Genomic DNA, 14925 nt, shown 5'->3' with positions numbered 1-14925 from the left:
TTTCTTTTTTATTTAGCAAACTGCTCGCGTCCTGCTTTTTCCTTTATCACTTCATCTTCACTTGCCGGCGTGGCGCGTTTCATAAACACTGAAAGAATTAAGGCAACCACCACTAGTACTACTGAGACGGCAAACGCATCGTTAATTCCTTGTACCATTGCCTGCATCCCAATTTGTTCTTTCATTTGAGCTGCCCCGGCTGCCGTTGCATTCGCTGCTCCTGCTCCGCTCATTGCATCTTGAGCAAGCTCTTTTGCGTGCGTAGCTGTACGATTTGACATCACCGTTACTAAAAGAGCCGAACCAATAGCTCCCGATACTTGTTGAAGCGTGTTATTCATCGCAGTACCATGCGGATTAAAGCGCTGCGGCAGCTGATTTAATCCGTTTGTCATAACTGGCATCATCACCATAGACATTCCGAACATGCGAAGCGTGTAAAGCGTAATGAGCGTTGTATATGTCGTATCAAGCTCTAAGTTACTGAAGAAATACGTCGTGACGGCTGTAATCGTTAGACCCGTTACAGCCAGTGCACGCGCTCCGAATTTATCAAATAATTTTCCGGTAATCGGAGACATCACACCCATTAGCAGCGCACCCGGAAGCATTAGTAATCCTGAGTGAAACGGAGAAATGCCTCGCACGGTCTGAACATATATTGGCATTAACAGCATGGCTGAGAATAACGCCATTGTGATTACCATTGAAATCGTTGACGATAAAGCAAACATTGGATATTTAAAAATACGGAATTCAAGCATAGGTGTTTTTAGCTTGAACTGACGCGTAATAAATAAAATCAGCGCCACAGCTCCTACGATAATGGTGCCGTATACTTCCACAGAATCCCAGCCTTTATCTCCTGCTGAGCTAAATCCGTATAGAAGTCCTCCAAATCCAATTGTAGATAACAAAAGAGATAAAAAATCCAAATTGATTTCCACTTTTTCTTTTTTGTCTTTTAATAGGAAGAAAGCACCTATTAATACAATTGCCGCGATTGGCGTAACAAGGTGGAACAGCATTCTCCACTCATAGTGTTCAATCAGCCACCCTGATAAGGTAGGACCAATTGCCGGAGCAAAAATCATAACTAAACCGAAGATCCCCATCGCAGCTCCGCGTTTTTCTAATGGGAAACTTGTGAGCAATACGTTCATTAAAAGCGGCATCATAATGGCTGCGCCTGATGCTTGAATAATACGAGCGGTTAACAAGACCGAAAATACGGGCGAAGCACCGGCAAGTATTGTTCCTGCTGTAAATAAAGTCATAGCCGTTAAAAATAAGCCTCTGACAGAATAACGCTGAATTAAAAAAGCGGTAGTTGGAATCATAATACCATTCACTAACATATAACCAGTAGAAAGCCACTGGACAGTTGACGTTGTCACATCTAAGTCTTTCATAATAGACGGCAGCGCCACGTTTAATAACGTTTCATTCAACAATGAGATAAAAGCGCCAATTAACAAAATAGCAATTATGCCATAAGGCGGCTTTTCCATTTGATTTATCGATTGACTCATTATTGTACCTCCTTATACTTTAAGTTCATTTTTTTAGACACACGTTCTACATAGAGTATATTATACTGTGAGTTCAATTTATGCAAGCGAAAAATCTTGCGTTCATGTCCTTTATTTTATCGACTTTTTTAGTCCTTTAATCCTTTTATATCAATACATTGTCGTGATATCGCCTTTTTTTTGAAAAGAACATTTGTGTAAACGCTTTAAATCATGTATCATAAAGTTGGACCATGAGTCTAATTTTATATTTAGGTGATAATAATGAACAACCGAAAACAGCAAGTTGTAAAAAATGCACACCATCTCTTCGTTGAAAAAGGATTTCAAGCTACATCTATTCAAGACATCATTGATTATAGCGGCATTTCAAAAGGAACATTCTACAACTATTTTTCTTCAAAAAATGAATTATTAATCGCTGTTTTTACCTGGCTTCATACAACAATTGAACAAGAGCGAAATCAGCTGCTGGTTGGTAAAAGCCTGACCGATGTAGATGTGTTTGTTAAACAGATTGATGCACAGATGAAAAACCATCATAAACATAAATTTTTTACATTACTTGAAGAAGTATTTGTTTCCAATGATCCCGATTTAAAAGCATACATAAAAAACACCCAGTTTATTGAAGTAAACTGGGTTTACAAACGGTTCATTGATTTATTTGGACAAGAAAAGAAACCGTACCTGCTAGATTGTGCAATTATGTTTCTTGGCATGCTTCATCGCAACTTTCACTATAATTTTATGGTTAACGGCACAAATACTGACCCCCATGAGATCATAAGCTACAGTGTCAAGCGCCTGCTTCCTCTTGTAGAGGAAGTAGCAAATTCAGGAGACATTTTGCTCGATCCGCAAACGATTAAAGAATGGCTTCCATCTTGCCCGAATACTAAACATCAAATAGAACAGGACATTTCTGCAGCACTTATCGATTTAAAAAAACAGTTGCACAAACAATTTACGGATGAATTCGAACGTCAAAAATGCACAGAGCTTATTAGTTTTATTGAAGAAGAGCTGTTTAAACAGCCAAATCCCCGCAAGTTTGTTGTGGATAGTGCTCTTCATTCGTTAAAGCAGCTGTCTGTTAACAACAGTAAAACGACCCTGGAGGAACTGCAAACGATGATTGATCAGTATGTGAGTGAACGTCATTAAAAAGAGATTAAGACGTAACTAAATCCATCCAATTTAAAGACGAATAAATTGAATAAAGGAGTTAGTATAAGTTACTTGTTACACCGCTGTTGATTTCCGTACAAGACTTGGCTTTCTGCGGTCGGCCGGTGAGCCTCCTCGTCGCGTACGCTTCTGCGGGGCCTTACCTGTTCCGCTTTTCCCGCAGGAGTCTTCGCCTTGCCCTTTCATCAACCGCTAAAAGCGACTAAACATATGAAATTCACGTTCATCATAATAACAAAAAACGAACGATTAATATTTTTTAATTAATCGTTCGTTTATAATTCTAACTAAAATATTTTTATCCCAGCCTCTTTTTTATTTTCCTCCAGTAAACGAGATTCCTTTAATAAAATATTTATTAAAAAACGCATAAATGAGTAAAATGGGAAGTGTAAAAACCATGGAAGCTGCCATAATATAGTTCCAATAACTGATATACTGACCTTTAAATGTGTTAAGCCCTAAAGTTAATGTAAACATATTTTCATCAGACATCACAATTAAAGGCTTCATAAAATCATTCCAAAATCCCATAAATACAAAAATCGTTTGTGCTGCTAAGGCAGGTTTTGCAAGTGGAAGGACTATTTTGAAGAATGTTCCAAACTTCGATAACCCATCCAACTCCGCTGCTTCTTCAAGCTCTTTTGGGAAATTAATAAAAAATTGACGCATCATAAATATAAAAGTCGCATTTACCATTCCGGGTACAATCATTCCCTGATAGGTATTTAACCAGCCTAACTCTTTCAAAATTAAAAAATTAGGGATCATGGTTACTTGTCCAGGAATCATAAGCACAGCTAAAATAATAATAAATAAACTTTTCTTTCCCGGGAAACTGAGGCGTGCAAGGGCATAACCAGCCATTGAGTTAAATAGCAAATTCAGTGCTGTTCCTACTACAGCAATAAATAAGCTATTAAACATCCAGCGCGGGAACAGCTTTTGTTCCACAAAAATTTGTTTATAGTTGTCTAGCGTAAAGTGTTTTGGAATAAAGTTCACCGTACCTGACACAATTTCTTCAAGCGTTTTAAAAGAAGCTGACAGCGCCCAAATAAAGGGAATTAGCGTAATCAGTGCGTATATGCTTAAAATAGCATATAAAATGAGGACCCCCGTTTTTTTCTTCATCTTTTTCTTCCCCCCCTTAGTACATACTTTCTTCTTTTGAAAACTTTCGCTGAATAACCGTTGCCACCAAAATCACGAGCGCCAACATAAAGGCTAGTGCTGCAGCATATCCCATGGTTCCTAAATTTTTAAATGCATATTGATAAATAAGAAGAACAACAGTTAGAGTCGAGTTATTAGGTCCCCCTGAACCTCCTGAAAAAATAAACGATTGATCAAACAGCTGAAACGTGCCAATTAGTCCCATGATCACCACGAAAGATGTAACCGGACGCAGATTCGGAACTGTAATATGCCAAAATCGTTGAAACACATTAGCACCGTCTAACTGAGCTGCTTCATACAGCGAATCGGGTACGTCCTGCAAAGCTGCCAAATAAATAACCATAAAAAATGGAGCTGTTGCCCAAATGTTCATAATCATAATGGCAATCAAAGCGACCTGCGGATCTCCAAGCCAATTGTAAGTTGGAAGACCGATAAACTTTAAAAACTCATTCACAATCCCATTTTGATTGTACATCCACATAAAAATAAGCGTTAATACGGCCGATGATGTAAGCGTTGGTAAAAAATAAATAATACGAAAAACTTTTTCTGCTTTTAGCCCTGCATTTAATGTGGCAGCCAGTATAAGTGCCAATGCGGTTTGTACCGGCACAACAATTACTACATACTTCACCGTATTCCAAAGAGCAATTTTAGCCTTGTCATCTTCCAGAACCTTCATGTAGTTCTCAAGCCCTCGAAAATGGAACTCAGTCCCACCCAGTAATTGAACTTTATGTAAAGATAAAAAGATGGCGTAAAAAATAGGTGCAATAACAAATAACAAAAGCACAAACAGTGTAGGTGACATAAAAGCATATCCTTGCCCAACATCACGAGGTTTGTACGTTCGTATTTTTCTGTTTTTCATTTCCTCCACTCCCCCGCCTAGTCTTATTCATAAATACTAATCTCTTGGTTTGCCTGCTTTTGTGCTTTTTTCAAAGCTGTTTCTAAATCACTTTGTCCCAAAAAGGCGCTTAAAAACTGGTTATTAAAGTTATTCATGATAATAGGTAAATACGGACCGTCTTGCCAGACAGTAGCATAAGCAGCTCCTTTTACTAATGGACCTCGTTTTTTGTCTTCAGCAAAACCAAGTTTATCCGCTACGGATTTTCTTGTTGGCAATGCGTACCCCTTACTTGCCCAAGTTTCCATTCCTTCTTTACCAGTTAAGTACTGAATGAGCTCCCAAGACGCTTTTTTCTTCTTCGAGTCAGCATTCATTACATACGCCACCGTAAATGCCATCGTATTTTTATGACCGTTTATTGTCGGAACTTCTGCTGTACCGTAATCAAGTTTTGGGAAGGACTCTTGTAGAAACGGAATCATCCAATTCCCTTCAATTACCATAGCCACTTTTTGTTGTGCAAACATGTCCGTACCTGAGTTTGCGCCTACATCAGAGGGTTGTACAGACGTTTTATCTTTTAAATGCTGATCAATGAGCGGCTGAAGAGCGTCAACGACTTCTTTCGTAGCAAAATTTGCCTTATTGTTCTTTACCACGTCTCCTCCGTTTGCCTGCGCCATATAAAAGACACGTGCTAATTCCGGCGTGACCCCAAACGCTTGAATCCCTTTCTTTTTAAATACTTTTGAAACTTCTTCAAACTCATCCCATGTTTTTGGTACTTCTACTCCTGCTTCTTTAAATAGCTTTTTGTTGTAAAATAAGCCTAATGTGGAGTAATCTTTTGGAAAACCATATGTCTCTCCATTTTTTTGAAACGCTTTCAATAATGGTTTCTCAAAATCTTGAACATCAAAATCAGACTTTACATAAGAATTCAAAGGTTCTAAAACTCCTGTATTAATAAGACCAGGCGCTTCAAGTGCATCCAGATAAAAAACATCTGGACCGTTTCCACCGATTAAACGTGTTTTTAAAATATCCATGTATTGATCAGTGATTACTTCATGCTTCACATGAATGGAAGGATGAAGATTTTCAAAGTCTTGAATAGTTTGATTAAGCAGCTTTGTTTCTGTTGGGTTGCCTCCCCAGCCGGCCAACACAATTTCGACCCGATCAGTTTCCCCAGAAACTTCTTGTACGTTTGAACATCCAGTTAAAACTGCTCCGGTCACTGCCAGCAGCAGACATAAAGCAAGTATCCACTTCTTCATCGGTTGTCTCCTTTCATTTCATTGACCTGCGGCTTATTAAGTGACGCCTAATAAGCCGCAGTCGAATTAACCTACATGAGCTCTTACTTTACATTGAGATAGAAGCTCGTATTTTGTCGTATTTTCCTTCACGTAAATAATAGTTTCGCTTCCTTCTTTTTTAACCGTTAATGATAGTTTTCCACTGCCAATCACAAGGTTTTCTACAGAGAGTTCATTCATATCGTCTATGAGCACAGGATTTATCTGTATCGTACCTGCTGTACTATCAGGAAACAGTCTCAGCATCGCCTGCACGAAAGCTAAAGGCGTGCCGGCTGCCCAAGCCTGAGGTGAACAAGCAACGGGATATTTAACAGGCTTATCAAGTTTACTTGAATAGCCGCAGAATAATTCTGGAAGGCGGTCGTATTCAAAATGGCCAGCAGCATCAACCAGCCCTTTTATAATTTTATTGGCTTCTGTTTGCTTGTTCGCTTTACTCAAACCAAGAACAATTAAACTATTATCATGCGGCCAAATGCTCCCGTCATGATAACTCATTGGATTATAGCCTGCTTCCCCTTCTGCCATTGTGCGGATACCGTATCCCGAAAACATAGATTCTGATACTAGCCTTTCTGCTACTTTGTTCAGCTTCTCCTCATCCATCATCTCGGCTAAAAGTACATGACCTGGATTTGACGTAACTGTTCCTACTTGATGTTTATGTTCATCGAGTGCAATTGCGTAGAATGATACGTCATCCATCCAAAAGGCTTCATTAAACTTTTTACGCAGCTGCTTTGCTTCTTCACGTAAATTATTTGCTTCATTTGTTTTGTTTAACTGATCATATAAAGAAGCAATACCCATTTTTGCTTGATATACATAGCCTTGTACTTCCACTAAAGCAATGGGAGTTTTTGCATATTCACCGCTGCGATGGACAACAGAATCTCCTGAGTCTTTCCAACCTTGGTTAGCAATTCCTTTACTTGACTCTTGATGATATTCAAGAAATAAATCGCCGTCTCGATCCCCATATTCGTTGATCCATGTCAAAGCTCCATCAATAGTCATTTGCATTTCTTGTACAAACTCCAAGTCTCCCGTCCACTTTACATATTCCGTTAATAAAATTAAAAACAATGGCGTCGCGTCAATTGTTCCATAATACGGCGTAAAAGGGATTTGGTTTGTGTTAGCAAGTTCCCCGTAACGTATTTCATGCATAATTTTACCCGGCTGTTCATCACGCCATGGATCATTTGCCGTTCCTTGATACGCTGCCATCGTACGCAGCGTTCCTTTTGCTACTTCGGGATTAAAAGCCAGCATTTGAAGCGCTGCAATTAGACTATCCCTTCCAAATGGCACGCCAAACCAAGGCAACCCTGCTACTGGAAAGACACCGAATCCTACGTCCGTTAGCAGTACGCGCAGGTCGTTAAGTCCTCTTGTAATAAGACGCTGCATTGTCGGATGATCGGTTGTTACTTTTGTAGAAGATTTTTCCCATTTTTTATATGACTGGCGTAGTAAACTAAATGCTTCACCGGCTGATAAAATATCCTCATTGGTGTCTTCGCCCATTTGCGGCTGAACCATTAATGTAATTTCTTCTTCTTCTTGATGATTGAGTTCAACAGAAAATGTAATCTCTCCTTGCTCATCCACATATGAAGCTTTTTTATCCCAAAGAATCCGTGTAGCCCGCTTGATATCATCTGCTCCTTTGTATGTATATGTTAGGCTGCTTTCTCCTTTTATTTGCCCCGTTCGTTTTCCGACATTTCCAGTTTGAAAACCTCTTACGATGAACATATCGTTAAAATCGACATCTGCTTGCATACTTAATGTAAAAGCAATTTTTTTAGGAAAATAGCTTTTTAACTTTATTTTTTCGTAGAAAACCCCTCCATATATAAAGCGTTTTCTTTCTATTTCTAAAGACTCTCGCCATAGTACAAGCTCTCCTTCTTTTTCCATATGCGGATTAGTAAGAAGAATTGTGGCTAATAGATTCTCCTCTGCACTTGAGGTCAATAATACAGGATCTGCATCATTAATTTTCAAATGAAACTTGCTCAAAAAACGCGTATCTTTCATATATAATCCTAAACCATACTGATGGTTTTCGTTGATATTTCCTGCTGAATCAGTCAGTAAAAATAAGTCATTTTCTTTAATAACACGGTAATCCATTTTCATCCCCCTAAGTTTTACCGAAACGTTTTGGAAAAACGTCGCACAAAACCGAAACGTTTCGGTTTTTACATTATATAAAAACCACTAGTTGTGGTTTTTAGCTGTTGATTCTCGAATGATCAGCTTTGTATCAAGATAACGCTTCATATTTGTTTCTTTTCCTTCTAACATCTCAATTAGTAAATCTGCAGCTTGATAGCCAATTTGATATACTTCCTGTCCTACAGTCGTCAAATTTGGAGACAAGTAAGAGGCAAGGACAATATTATCGTATCCGACAATCGAAATATCTTTCGGTACTTGAAGGCCAAGTTCTTTGCATGCTTTTAGTGCTCCAAGTGCCATTAAATCACTTGCACAAAAAATAGCAGTGACCTCTTTATGCCGATTTATAAGCTCCCGGGCAGCTTTCTCTGCTTTCTTTTCTTCAAAATTCCCGCTTACAACCCACTCAGAACGAAACGACAAACCGCATTTTTTGAGCGCTTCTCTGTATCCGTTGAGACGTTCTTGGCTGACAAATGCGTCTTCATGTCCGTTAATCATCCCGATATGCTGATGACCAAGACTCGCTAAGTGTTCAACTGCTTTTTTAGCTCCCAAGGCATTATCAGTCGTGACATAGCCCACTGAATTAGAATGAACGGGAATATCAACTAAAACACAAGGGATATCGCTTTCTACTACTTCTTTTAAATAAGGATCTTCTTTCTTAATACCTTGAATAATTGCCCCGTCTACCCTTCGCTCTCGACAAAGCTGGGTATATGTTTTTTCTCGTTGCATCATCGTGTTTGTATTGAATAAAATCAAATCATACCCTAAAGTAGATGCTCGCTCATTTACACCGCACAGCACTTCAAATGTAAAATTATCTTTTACGCTTTCTCTACTGATGCCTGAAACCAATAGTCCAATAGTCTTTGACTTTTGCATAACCAGTCCTCGAGCTAACGTATTAGGGCTGTAGTTCAGCTCTTTTGCTACGGCTGCAATCTTTTGCCGTGTTTTTTCATTTACATCTGAATAACCATTTAAAGCCCGAGACACCGTTGTTACAGATACGCCAGCAACTCGCGCTATATCTTTAATCGTTGTCACCTAAAATTCCTCCAAAACGTTTCGGATAACTTTAAATAGATTATAACGCTTTCATTTATTGAATTCAATACTTTTTTTAATAATCAGTTTACTCTTATCTATCTCTAAAACTTTTGCGTATAAAAAAAGCAGCCCTAAGGCTGCTCTTTATTCACAAAGTGGAAATTCAAGTGAAAAACACGTTTCTTTTCCTTTTACGCTAGACACACTCACTTTGCCCTTCATATAATGAATAATGCTAAAAGATACCATCGTTCCAAGCCCGGTACCTTTTTCTTTTGTTGTAAAATACGGTTCGCCTAGCCGGTTGATTTGTTCTTGCGTCATGCCGCAGCCCGTATCAATAATATCCACGATAACAGCTCCGCCTTCTTTTCCTACTTTAATAGTTAACGTGCCTCCGTTTTGCATCGCTTCAATACTATTTTTAAATAAATTGATTAAACACTGCTGAAGCTTTCTTCTTTCTCCCATTACGAAGCACTTCACTTCTTCATCAAATGTAAAATCAATCGCGACTCCATTCATATTGGCAAGAGGAGTCATAATATGGGTGACGTGATGAATCTCTTCTGAAATATTCATTTTTTCATTTCGTTCTGGTGCAGAATTGGCAAACAGCAAGTAATCATCAATGATTTCTTTTGCGCGGTCTAGTTCGTTAATCGCAATTGAAATGTAGCGTTTTTTAGCAGGTTCTTTTTCATCTTCTTGCAGCATTTGCATAAATCCTCTGCTTGCCGTTAGAGGATTTCGCACCTCATGAGAGATGCTGGCAGCTAAATGACTGACAATTTCTAGTTTCTCTGCTTTCATCAGGCGTTGCAGCACTAGTAAATTTGCCCGTATCGCTTCCCACAGTATGGTAATTACAAACATGCCTGCTACATCTAAAATCGCGAATTGAACCCACACGCTAATAGGAATGCTCGTTACGTGCAAGACAAAAATAGATACAAGCATAGCTAATAAAGAACCGATTATACTAAGACAGGTGCTTACGATAATTCTATTTTTTAATGAGAAATTTAAGAAGTATTTTGTTATGAAAAATAAAGGAATGGATAAAATCGGAAGAGCGATTAATGTTGATAAAAACCCTACATCGTACCCGCCAATTAGCAAGCGCAGCAGTAAAATAAAGACAAAAAGCAAGCTTCCAAGCGGCCAGCCCCCATATAACGTTCCTAAAATATAAGGAATTCTTCGTAGATCCATTCGATAGTCATCCGGGACATAAGCTCCGTTAACGGGAAACAAAAGGCAAAAGGTAATGGCTAAAATCGGAAATACCGCGATATAACGATCTTTCCACCAATGAATTTTTTTAGCATACTTGATTAAATAAAACATCTGCACTAAAAACAGCGCCAATAAAATAAATAAAAAATTAATTAACAAATCTTTCGTGACAAAACTCATGCATTCACCGGTCTTTCAAATGAGATAAAAATAAACTCTTTTATTGCATTTACATTTGTAACACAAATTAGAGCGTAATCATAGATAAATAAACGTATTCTATTTACTTTTTTATAACTTCCTATGACTTTATCGTCCGTTCCCTAAAATAGTGAAGGCTAAGAAAACCTTTTCAACTTCACTAAAAATATTCAGAATTTTATTTACATATGAGCTACAATGCTCTATAATCAGATCAATGTACTTGGTTTTGAGAGTAGGAGGACGAAATATGGAACTATCAATTACCCTAATGGGATTATTCGTTGGAACCCTTGTAGGCTTAACGGGGGTTGGAGGTGCCGCTTTATTAACACCTTTACTGATTGTACTCGGCATCAACCCTTCCATTGCTGTAGGAACAGATCTTGTCTACAATTCTATCACAAAATTATTCGGAGTCGCTCAGCACTACAAACAGCGAACCATTAACTTTAAATTAGCAAAATATTTAGCCTTTGGAAGTATTCCGAGCGCTGTGCTGGCTATTGTCACACTTCATGCATTTCCATCTTTTCACGAGCATCAAGAAACGATTATTAAGCACGCTCTTGGATATGTCATGACGCTGGTTGCCATTTCAATTATCTTTCGCGTCTTTTTTGATAAATTAATTCGCCCAAATCGGTTTCAGGAAATGGACTTAAATCAGAAAAAAGGATTAACAATCGGAATTGGCGTAGTCTTTGGATTCATTGTCGGACTAACATCGATTGGTTCGGGCTCATTATTTGCGATTGCGATGCTGTACTTATTTAAGCTAAAAACATCTGAGCTGGTTGGAACGGATATTGCACATGCGTTTCTTCTCGTTACGGTGGCTGGTATTTTAAATGCAAGCTTTGGAAGCGTGGATTACATGTTGACTGCTAACCTATTAACTGGATCTATTCCAGGTGTGTTAATCGGAAGCCGTTTATCAACGAAAGTGCCTTCAAGACCGCTTCAAGCCATCATGGCAACCATCATTCTAATTAGCGGAATTAAATTAATTTAACAAATAAAAGCACATGCCTTTGCATGTGCTTTTTATTAGTTTTTTTAAAGATTTGTATTAAAAATAATAATGTTTTAAACCACTCACTTCCCTTGTTATACACTTCAACTAATATTTTTATTGAATTTTAGTCAAAGAGACCAATGACACCTCAAACAACCTTACGTTAAAATGTAAAAAAACATAACATCTGTTGTGATATCCAAAAAATTGTACGACGAAGGGAGAACACATGACACAAACAGCGGCAAAAAGTAAGCAAAAACCTTTTTATAAAGGTCTTTTCTTTCAAATTATGATGGCAATTGTACTTGGCATAGCCGTAGGATATCTATGGCCAAGCTTTGGAAATGCTGTGAAACCGATTGGAGACGGTTTTATTAAGCTTATCAAAATGCTGATTGCTCCTCTTATTTTTGGAGTAGTCGTTGTTGGAATTGCCAAGGTTGGAAACATTAAAACAGTTGGGCGTATCGGCGGAAAAACCATTCTTTATTTCGAAATTGTCACAACATTCGCTCTATTTATCGGTCTATTAGTAGCAAACGTAATGAACCCCGGCACCGGTATGAATGTTGATCCTTCAAGCTTAAACACAAGCGAAGTGGACGCGAAGACAAACGGCTCCGAACTTCCGAGTGAAGGTGATTTTTTTCTTAATATGATTCCAGACAGTGCAGTTGGTGCTTTTTCAAGCAACTCCATGCTTCAAGTGCTTTTAATTTCTTGTTTGTTTGGCATCGCGCTTGTCCATATAGGTGGAAAAACAGCAGAGACCCTTTTAAATGTATTGGAAAAAGTAAATGATGTGTTGTTTAAAATTATGGGATACATTATGAAATTAACGGCTCTTGCCACCTTTAGTGCCATGGCATTTGCAGTTAGTCAGTACGGTCTTGGAACACTTGCTGCATTCGGAAAGCTATTTATCGCTATGACAATTGCTTGTCTAGCATTTGTTCTTGTTTTAGCTGTTATTTTGCGAATCTATTTAAAATTAAGTTTGTGGAAAGTCATTCTATATATACGAGAAGAAATTATGCTGGCATTTGCTACAGGTTCCACTGAAGCCGTTATGCCGCAGCTCATGGATAAATTCGAACAAGCAGGATGCAACAAAGCAGTCGTTGGCCTTGTTGTACCTACGGGCTATTCATTTAATCTAGACGGTGCTTCCATCTACTTGTCTCTTGCCCTAGTCTTTTTAGCACAAGCAACGGGCGTGGATTTGAGCCTCACTGATCAGCTTTTAATGCTTGGTGTTCTTCTTCTTACGTCTAAAGGAATGGCTGGTATTCCAGGATCAGCTTTTGTTGCTCTCTCTGCTACCGCAGCAGCAACCGGCTCCATTCCAGTAGCAGCCGTTGCTCTGATGCTCGCTCCTGATCGCTTTATGGGGAATTACCGGACTACAGTTAATATTATTGGTTATGCGGTAGCTGCTTTTATTATCGCACGATGGGAAAATTTACTAGATCTACAAAAAGCAAATGATGTGCTGGACGGAAAAATTGCGTATCAGCCCAAAAATGCTGCAATTTCTCTCCCAGAGAGTATTCCAGCCGCCAATGAAAAAGCATTTTAATAAAAAAATTTCCTGTCCGAGACAAGTCTATTTTGCTTGTTTTTCGGGCAGGAATTTAATTGTTACATGAAAGGCCTTTTGCTGAAACTTATTTTCTTCAAGTATTTTATATACCATTTGTTTAATCGTTTCTTGCGTTTTGGCATCTGATGAAACGGAAGGCTCCATATACACATCCAGCTCTACTCTGTCTTTTGAGTAAAGGGAAGAATTCACGCCCCTTGATTCATAGCCCGCTTCAGTTAAACCGCTGCTGATTTTATGCCAAATATCCAGTTTGTCCATTTGTTTAATAACAGGCTTTGCTTCTTCGTACACTTGTGCTTGCTGAGTCTTGGAAACTTCTTCTTTTTTAGTAAAAACTGCATACCCTGAACCTACTACTAAAAACGTCATAATAGCAAATGCTCGCATCCTTTTCATTCTCTCACCTCATTTAGAGATATAGATTATAAATATGCGAATAATTGCTGCAGTATGACGGCTTGTATCTCTACTTCTTTTCTACGATACTCAGCAGTCGTTTAGAACCAGCTTCTGCTTCTTCTATCATACTGTCAAAAAGCTCTTGCACCGTTGGAATACTATCAATCAGTCCAACGACTTGACCTGCCCATCCATAGCCTTCATCGATTTTATTTTCATAAATATACCGGCAGTTTGCCACTCCGCTAATGACGTCTTTTAACTCTTCGTACCTCTCTCCTTGCTGCTCACGCTCAATAATGTCAAGAGTGTAGTGAGACTTCAATACGCGTCCAGGTGCCCCGAACGAACGTTTAATAACTACAGTATCGGTTTCTTTTGCTTCTACAATAGCTTGTTTATACGCATCATGGGCATCTACACATTCTTTTGTCGCGATAAAACGTGTTCCCATTTCTATCCCTTCAGCGCCTAATGATAACGCCGCCAATAATCCTTGTCCGTTTCCAATCCCTCCGCTTGCCAAAACCGGAATTGACACAGCCGCAGCTACTCGAGGAATTAATACCATTGTGCCCAGATCCTCACGTCCGATATGTCCTCCTGCTTCTTGCCCCACTGCCATGACAGCATCTGCTCCTAGCTTCTCAGCTTTTTGAGCTTGACGCACGTTGGCTACAAGCACGAGCGTTTTAATTCCCGTTCCTTTTAATCTCTCAAAAATAGGTGCGGGATTTGCTCCTGTTATGGAAACAACCGGCACGCCTTCTTCTACAGCTACGTCGAGAAGGTCTTTATAAGAACCTTCTGTTTGACCTCCAACAGCAAAATTAACGCCAAAAGGACGCTCAGTTAAAGAACGTACTTTCTTAATTTCAGCTCGTAATTTCTCAGGTGTTCGGAGCGTCATAGCTGTGATTTGTCCAAGCCCGCCTGCATTTGAGACAGCAGCAGCAAGTTCTGCGTACGCTAAATAAGCCAGACCTCCTTGTACAATTGGATATTGAATTCCTAATAAATCTGTTACCCGTGTTTTCATCTATGTATCCCCTCTCCTTTTATTTTCTTATTTATGAATACTTATTCATAATCATAACAAGAAAATAACGGATTTCCTACGA

General features: G+C 38.8%; 13 protein-coding genes. 3 read left to right on the top strand and 10 right to left on the bottom strand.

Annotated features, from left to right (window positions below):
* Positions 1–8 precede the first annotated feature (8 nt).
* On the bottom strand, positions 9–1532 hold the full coding sequence (locus AC0C45_RS05010) for a DHA2 family efflux MFS transporter permease subunit (RefSeq protein WP_171776705.1): 1524 nt from the start codon (positions 1530–1532) through the stop codon (positions 9–11).
* 264 nt (positions 1533–1796) lie between these two features.
* Between AC0C45_RS05010 and AC0C45_RS05005 the strand changes: the two genes are divergently transcribed.
* Positions 1797–2699, top strand: a complete 903-nt coding sequence (locus AC0C45_RS05005; protein ID WP_034649522.1) for a TetR/AcrR family transcriptional regulator — start codon at positions 1797–1799, stop codon at positions 2697–2699.
* Positions 2700–2777: 78 nt separating this feature from the next.
* Here the strand turns inward: AC0C45_RS05005 and AC0C45_RS05000 are convergent, their stop codons facing one another.
* The 7 genes from AC0C45_RS05000 to AC0C45_RS04970 form a co-directional block, all read right to left on the bottom strand.
* A complete protein-coding gene (locus AC0C45_RS05000; protein WP_257062574.1) occupies positions 2778–2912 on the bottom strand; it encodes a hypothetical protein in 135 nt (44 codons plus the stop codon).
* Between the two features lie 126 nt (positions 2913–3038).
* Positions 3039–3860, bottom strand: a complete 822-nt coding sequence (locus AC0C45_RS04995; RefSeq protein ID WP_013058617.1) for a carbohydrate ABC transporter permease — start codon at positions 3858–3860, stop codon at positions 3039–3041.
* A 16-nt stretch (positions 3861–3876) separates the two neighbouring features.
* A complete protein-coding gene (locus AC0C45_RS04990) occupies positions 3877–4779 on the bottom strand; it encodes a carbohydrate ABC transporter permease (protein ID WP_034649519.1) in 903 nt (300 codons plus the stop codon).
* A 23-nt stretch (positions 4780–4802) separates the two neighbouring features.
* Entirely contained in the window at positions 4803–6044 is a 1242-nt protein-coding gene (locus AC0C45_RS04985; RefSeq protein WP_257061399.1) for an ABC transporter substrate-binding protein, read from the bottom strand.
* 66 nt (positions 6045–6110) lie between these two features.
* Positions 6111–8231 carry an amylo-alpha-1,6-glucosidase gene (locus tag AC0C45_RS04980; protein WP_047930683.1) on the bottom strand — a complete coding sequence of 707 codons (2121 nt, stop codon included), beginning with the start codon at positions 8229–8231 and terminating at the stop codon, positions 6111–6113.
* An 87-nt stretch (positions 8232–8318) separates the two neighbouring features.
* Positions 8319–9335 (bottom strand): LacI family DNA-binding transcriptional regulator, encoded by a 1017-nt coding sequence (locus AC0C45_RS04975; RefSeq protein ID WP_472927929.1) that lies wholly within the window; start codon positions 9333–9335, stop codon positions 8319–8321.
* Positions 9336–9482: 147 nt separating this feature from the next.
* Positions 9483–10757 (bottom strand): ATP-binding protein, encoded by a 1275-nt coding sequence (locus tag AC0C45_RS04970; protein WP_034649510.1) that lies wholly within the window; start codon positions 10755–10757, stop codon positions 9483–9485.
* A 271-nt stretch (positions 10758–11028) separates the two neighbouring features.
* On the opposite strand from AC0C45_RS04970, the gene AC0C45_RS04965 reads away from it, so the two are divergent.
* Together AC0C45_RS04965 and AC0C45_RS04960 are read left to right on the top strand one after the other, a co-directional pair.
* Positions 11029–11793 (top strand): sulfite exporter TauE/SafE family protein, encoded by a 765-nt coding sequence (locus AC0C45_RS04965; protein ID WP_025750122.1) that lies wholly within the window; start codon positions 11029–11031, stop codon positions 11791–11793.
* A gap of 232 nt (positions 11794–12025) precedes the next feature.
* Positions 12026–13378 (top strand): cation:dicarboxylate symporter family transporter, encoded by a 1353-nt coding sequence (locus AC0C45_RS04960; protein WP_128819920.1) that lies wholly within the window; start codon positions 12026–12028, stop codon positions 13376–13378.
* Between the two features lie 27 nt (positions 13379–13405).
* Here AC0C45_RS04960 and AC0C45_RS04955 read toward each other — a convergent pair whose 3' ends face one another.
* Both AC0C45_RS04955 and AC0C45_RS04950 read right to left on the bottom strand, forming a co-directional pair.
* Complete coding sequence (locus AC0C45_RS04955; RefSeq protein WP_016765232.1) at positions 13406–13801, bottom strand: hypothetical protein; 396 nt, start codon at positions 13799–13801, stop codon at positions 13406–13408.
* 70 nt (positions 13802–13871) lie between these two features.
* Positions 13872–14843: an NAD(P)H-dependent flavin oxidoreductase gene (locus tag AC0C45_RS04950; protein WP_016765233.1), complete on the bottom strand. Its 972-nt coding sequence runs from the start codon at positions 14841–14843 to the stop codon at positions 13872–13874.
* Positions 14844–14925: the final 82 nt, after the last annotated feature.

The organism is Priestia sp. VA7 (assembly GCF_055710015.1).
This window is presented reverse-complemented; position numbering and strand designations above follow the sequence as displayed.

What these genes read in the sequence shown, in the direction of transcription:
- AC0C45_RS05010 (WP_171776705.1), bottom strand. Translation starts at nt 1,532, where the DNA reads ATGAGTCAATCGATAAATCAAATGGAAAAGCCGCCTTATGGCATAATT.
- AC0C45_RS05005 (WP_034649522.1), top strand. Translation starts at nt 1,797, where the DNA reads ATGAACAACCGAAAACAGCAAGTTGTAAAAAATGCACACCATCTCTTC.
- AC0C45_RS04995 (WP_013058617.1), bottom strand. Translation starts at nt 3,860, where the DNA reads ATGAAGAAAAAAACGGGGGTCCTCATTTTATATGCTATTTTAAGCATA.
- AC0C45_RS04990 (WP_034649519.1), bottom strand. Translation starts at nt 4,779, where the DNA reads ATGAAAAACAGAAAAATACGAACGTACAAACCTCGTGATGTTGGGCAA.
- AC0C45_RS04985 (WP_257061399.1), bottom strand. Translation starts at nt 6,044, where the DNA reads ATGAAGAAGTGGATACTTGCTTTATGTCTGCTGCTGGCAGTGACCGGA.
- AC0C45_RS04980 (WP_047930683.1), bottom strand. Translation starts at nt 8,231, where the DNA reads ATGGATTACCGTGTTATTAAAGAAAATGACTTATTTTTACTGACTGAT.
- AC0C45_RS04970 (WP_034649510.1), bottom strand. Translation starts at nt 10,757, where the DNA reads ATGAGTTTTGTCACGAAAGATTTGTTAATTAATTTTTTATTTATTTTA.
- AC0C45_RS04965 (WP_025750122.1), top strand. Translation starts at nt 11,029, where the DNA reads ATGGAACTATCAATTACCCTAATGGGATTATTCGTTGGAACCCTTGTA.
- AC0C45_RS04960 (WP_128819920.1), top strand. Translation starts at nt 12,026, where the DNA reads ATGACACAAACAGCGGCAAAAAGTAAGCAAAAACCTTTTTATAAAGGT.
- AC0C45_RS04955 (WP_016765232.1), bottom strand. Translation starts at nt 13,801, where the DNA reads ATGAAAAGGATGCGAGCATTTGCTATTATGACGTTTTTAGTAGTAGGT.
- AC0C45_RS04950 (WP_016765233.1), bottom strand. Translation starts at nt 14,843, where the DNA reads ATGAAAACACGGGTAACAGATTTATTAGGAATTCAATATCCAATTGTA.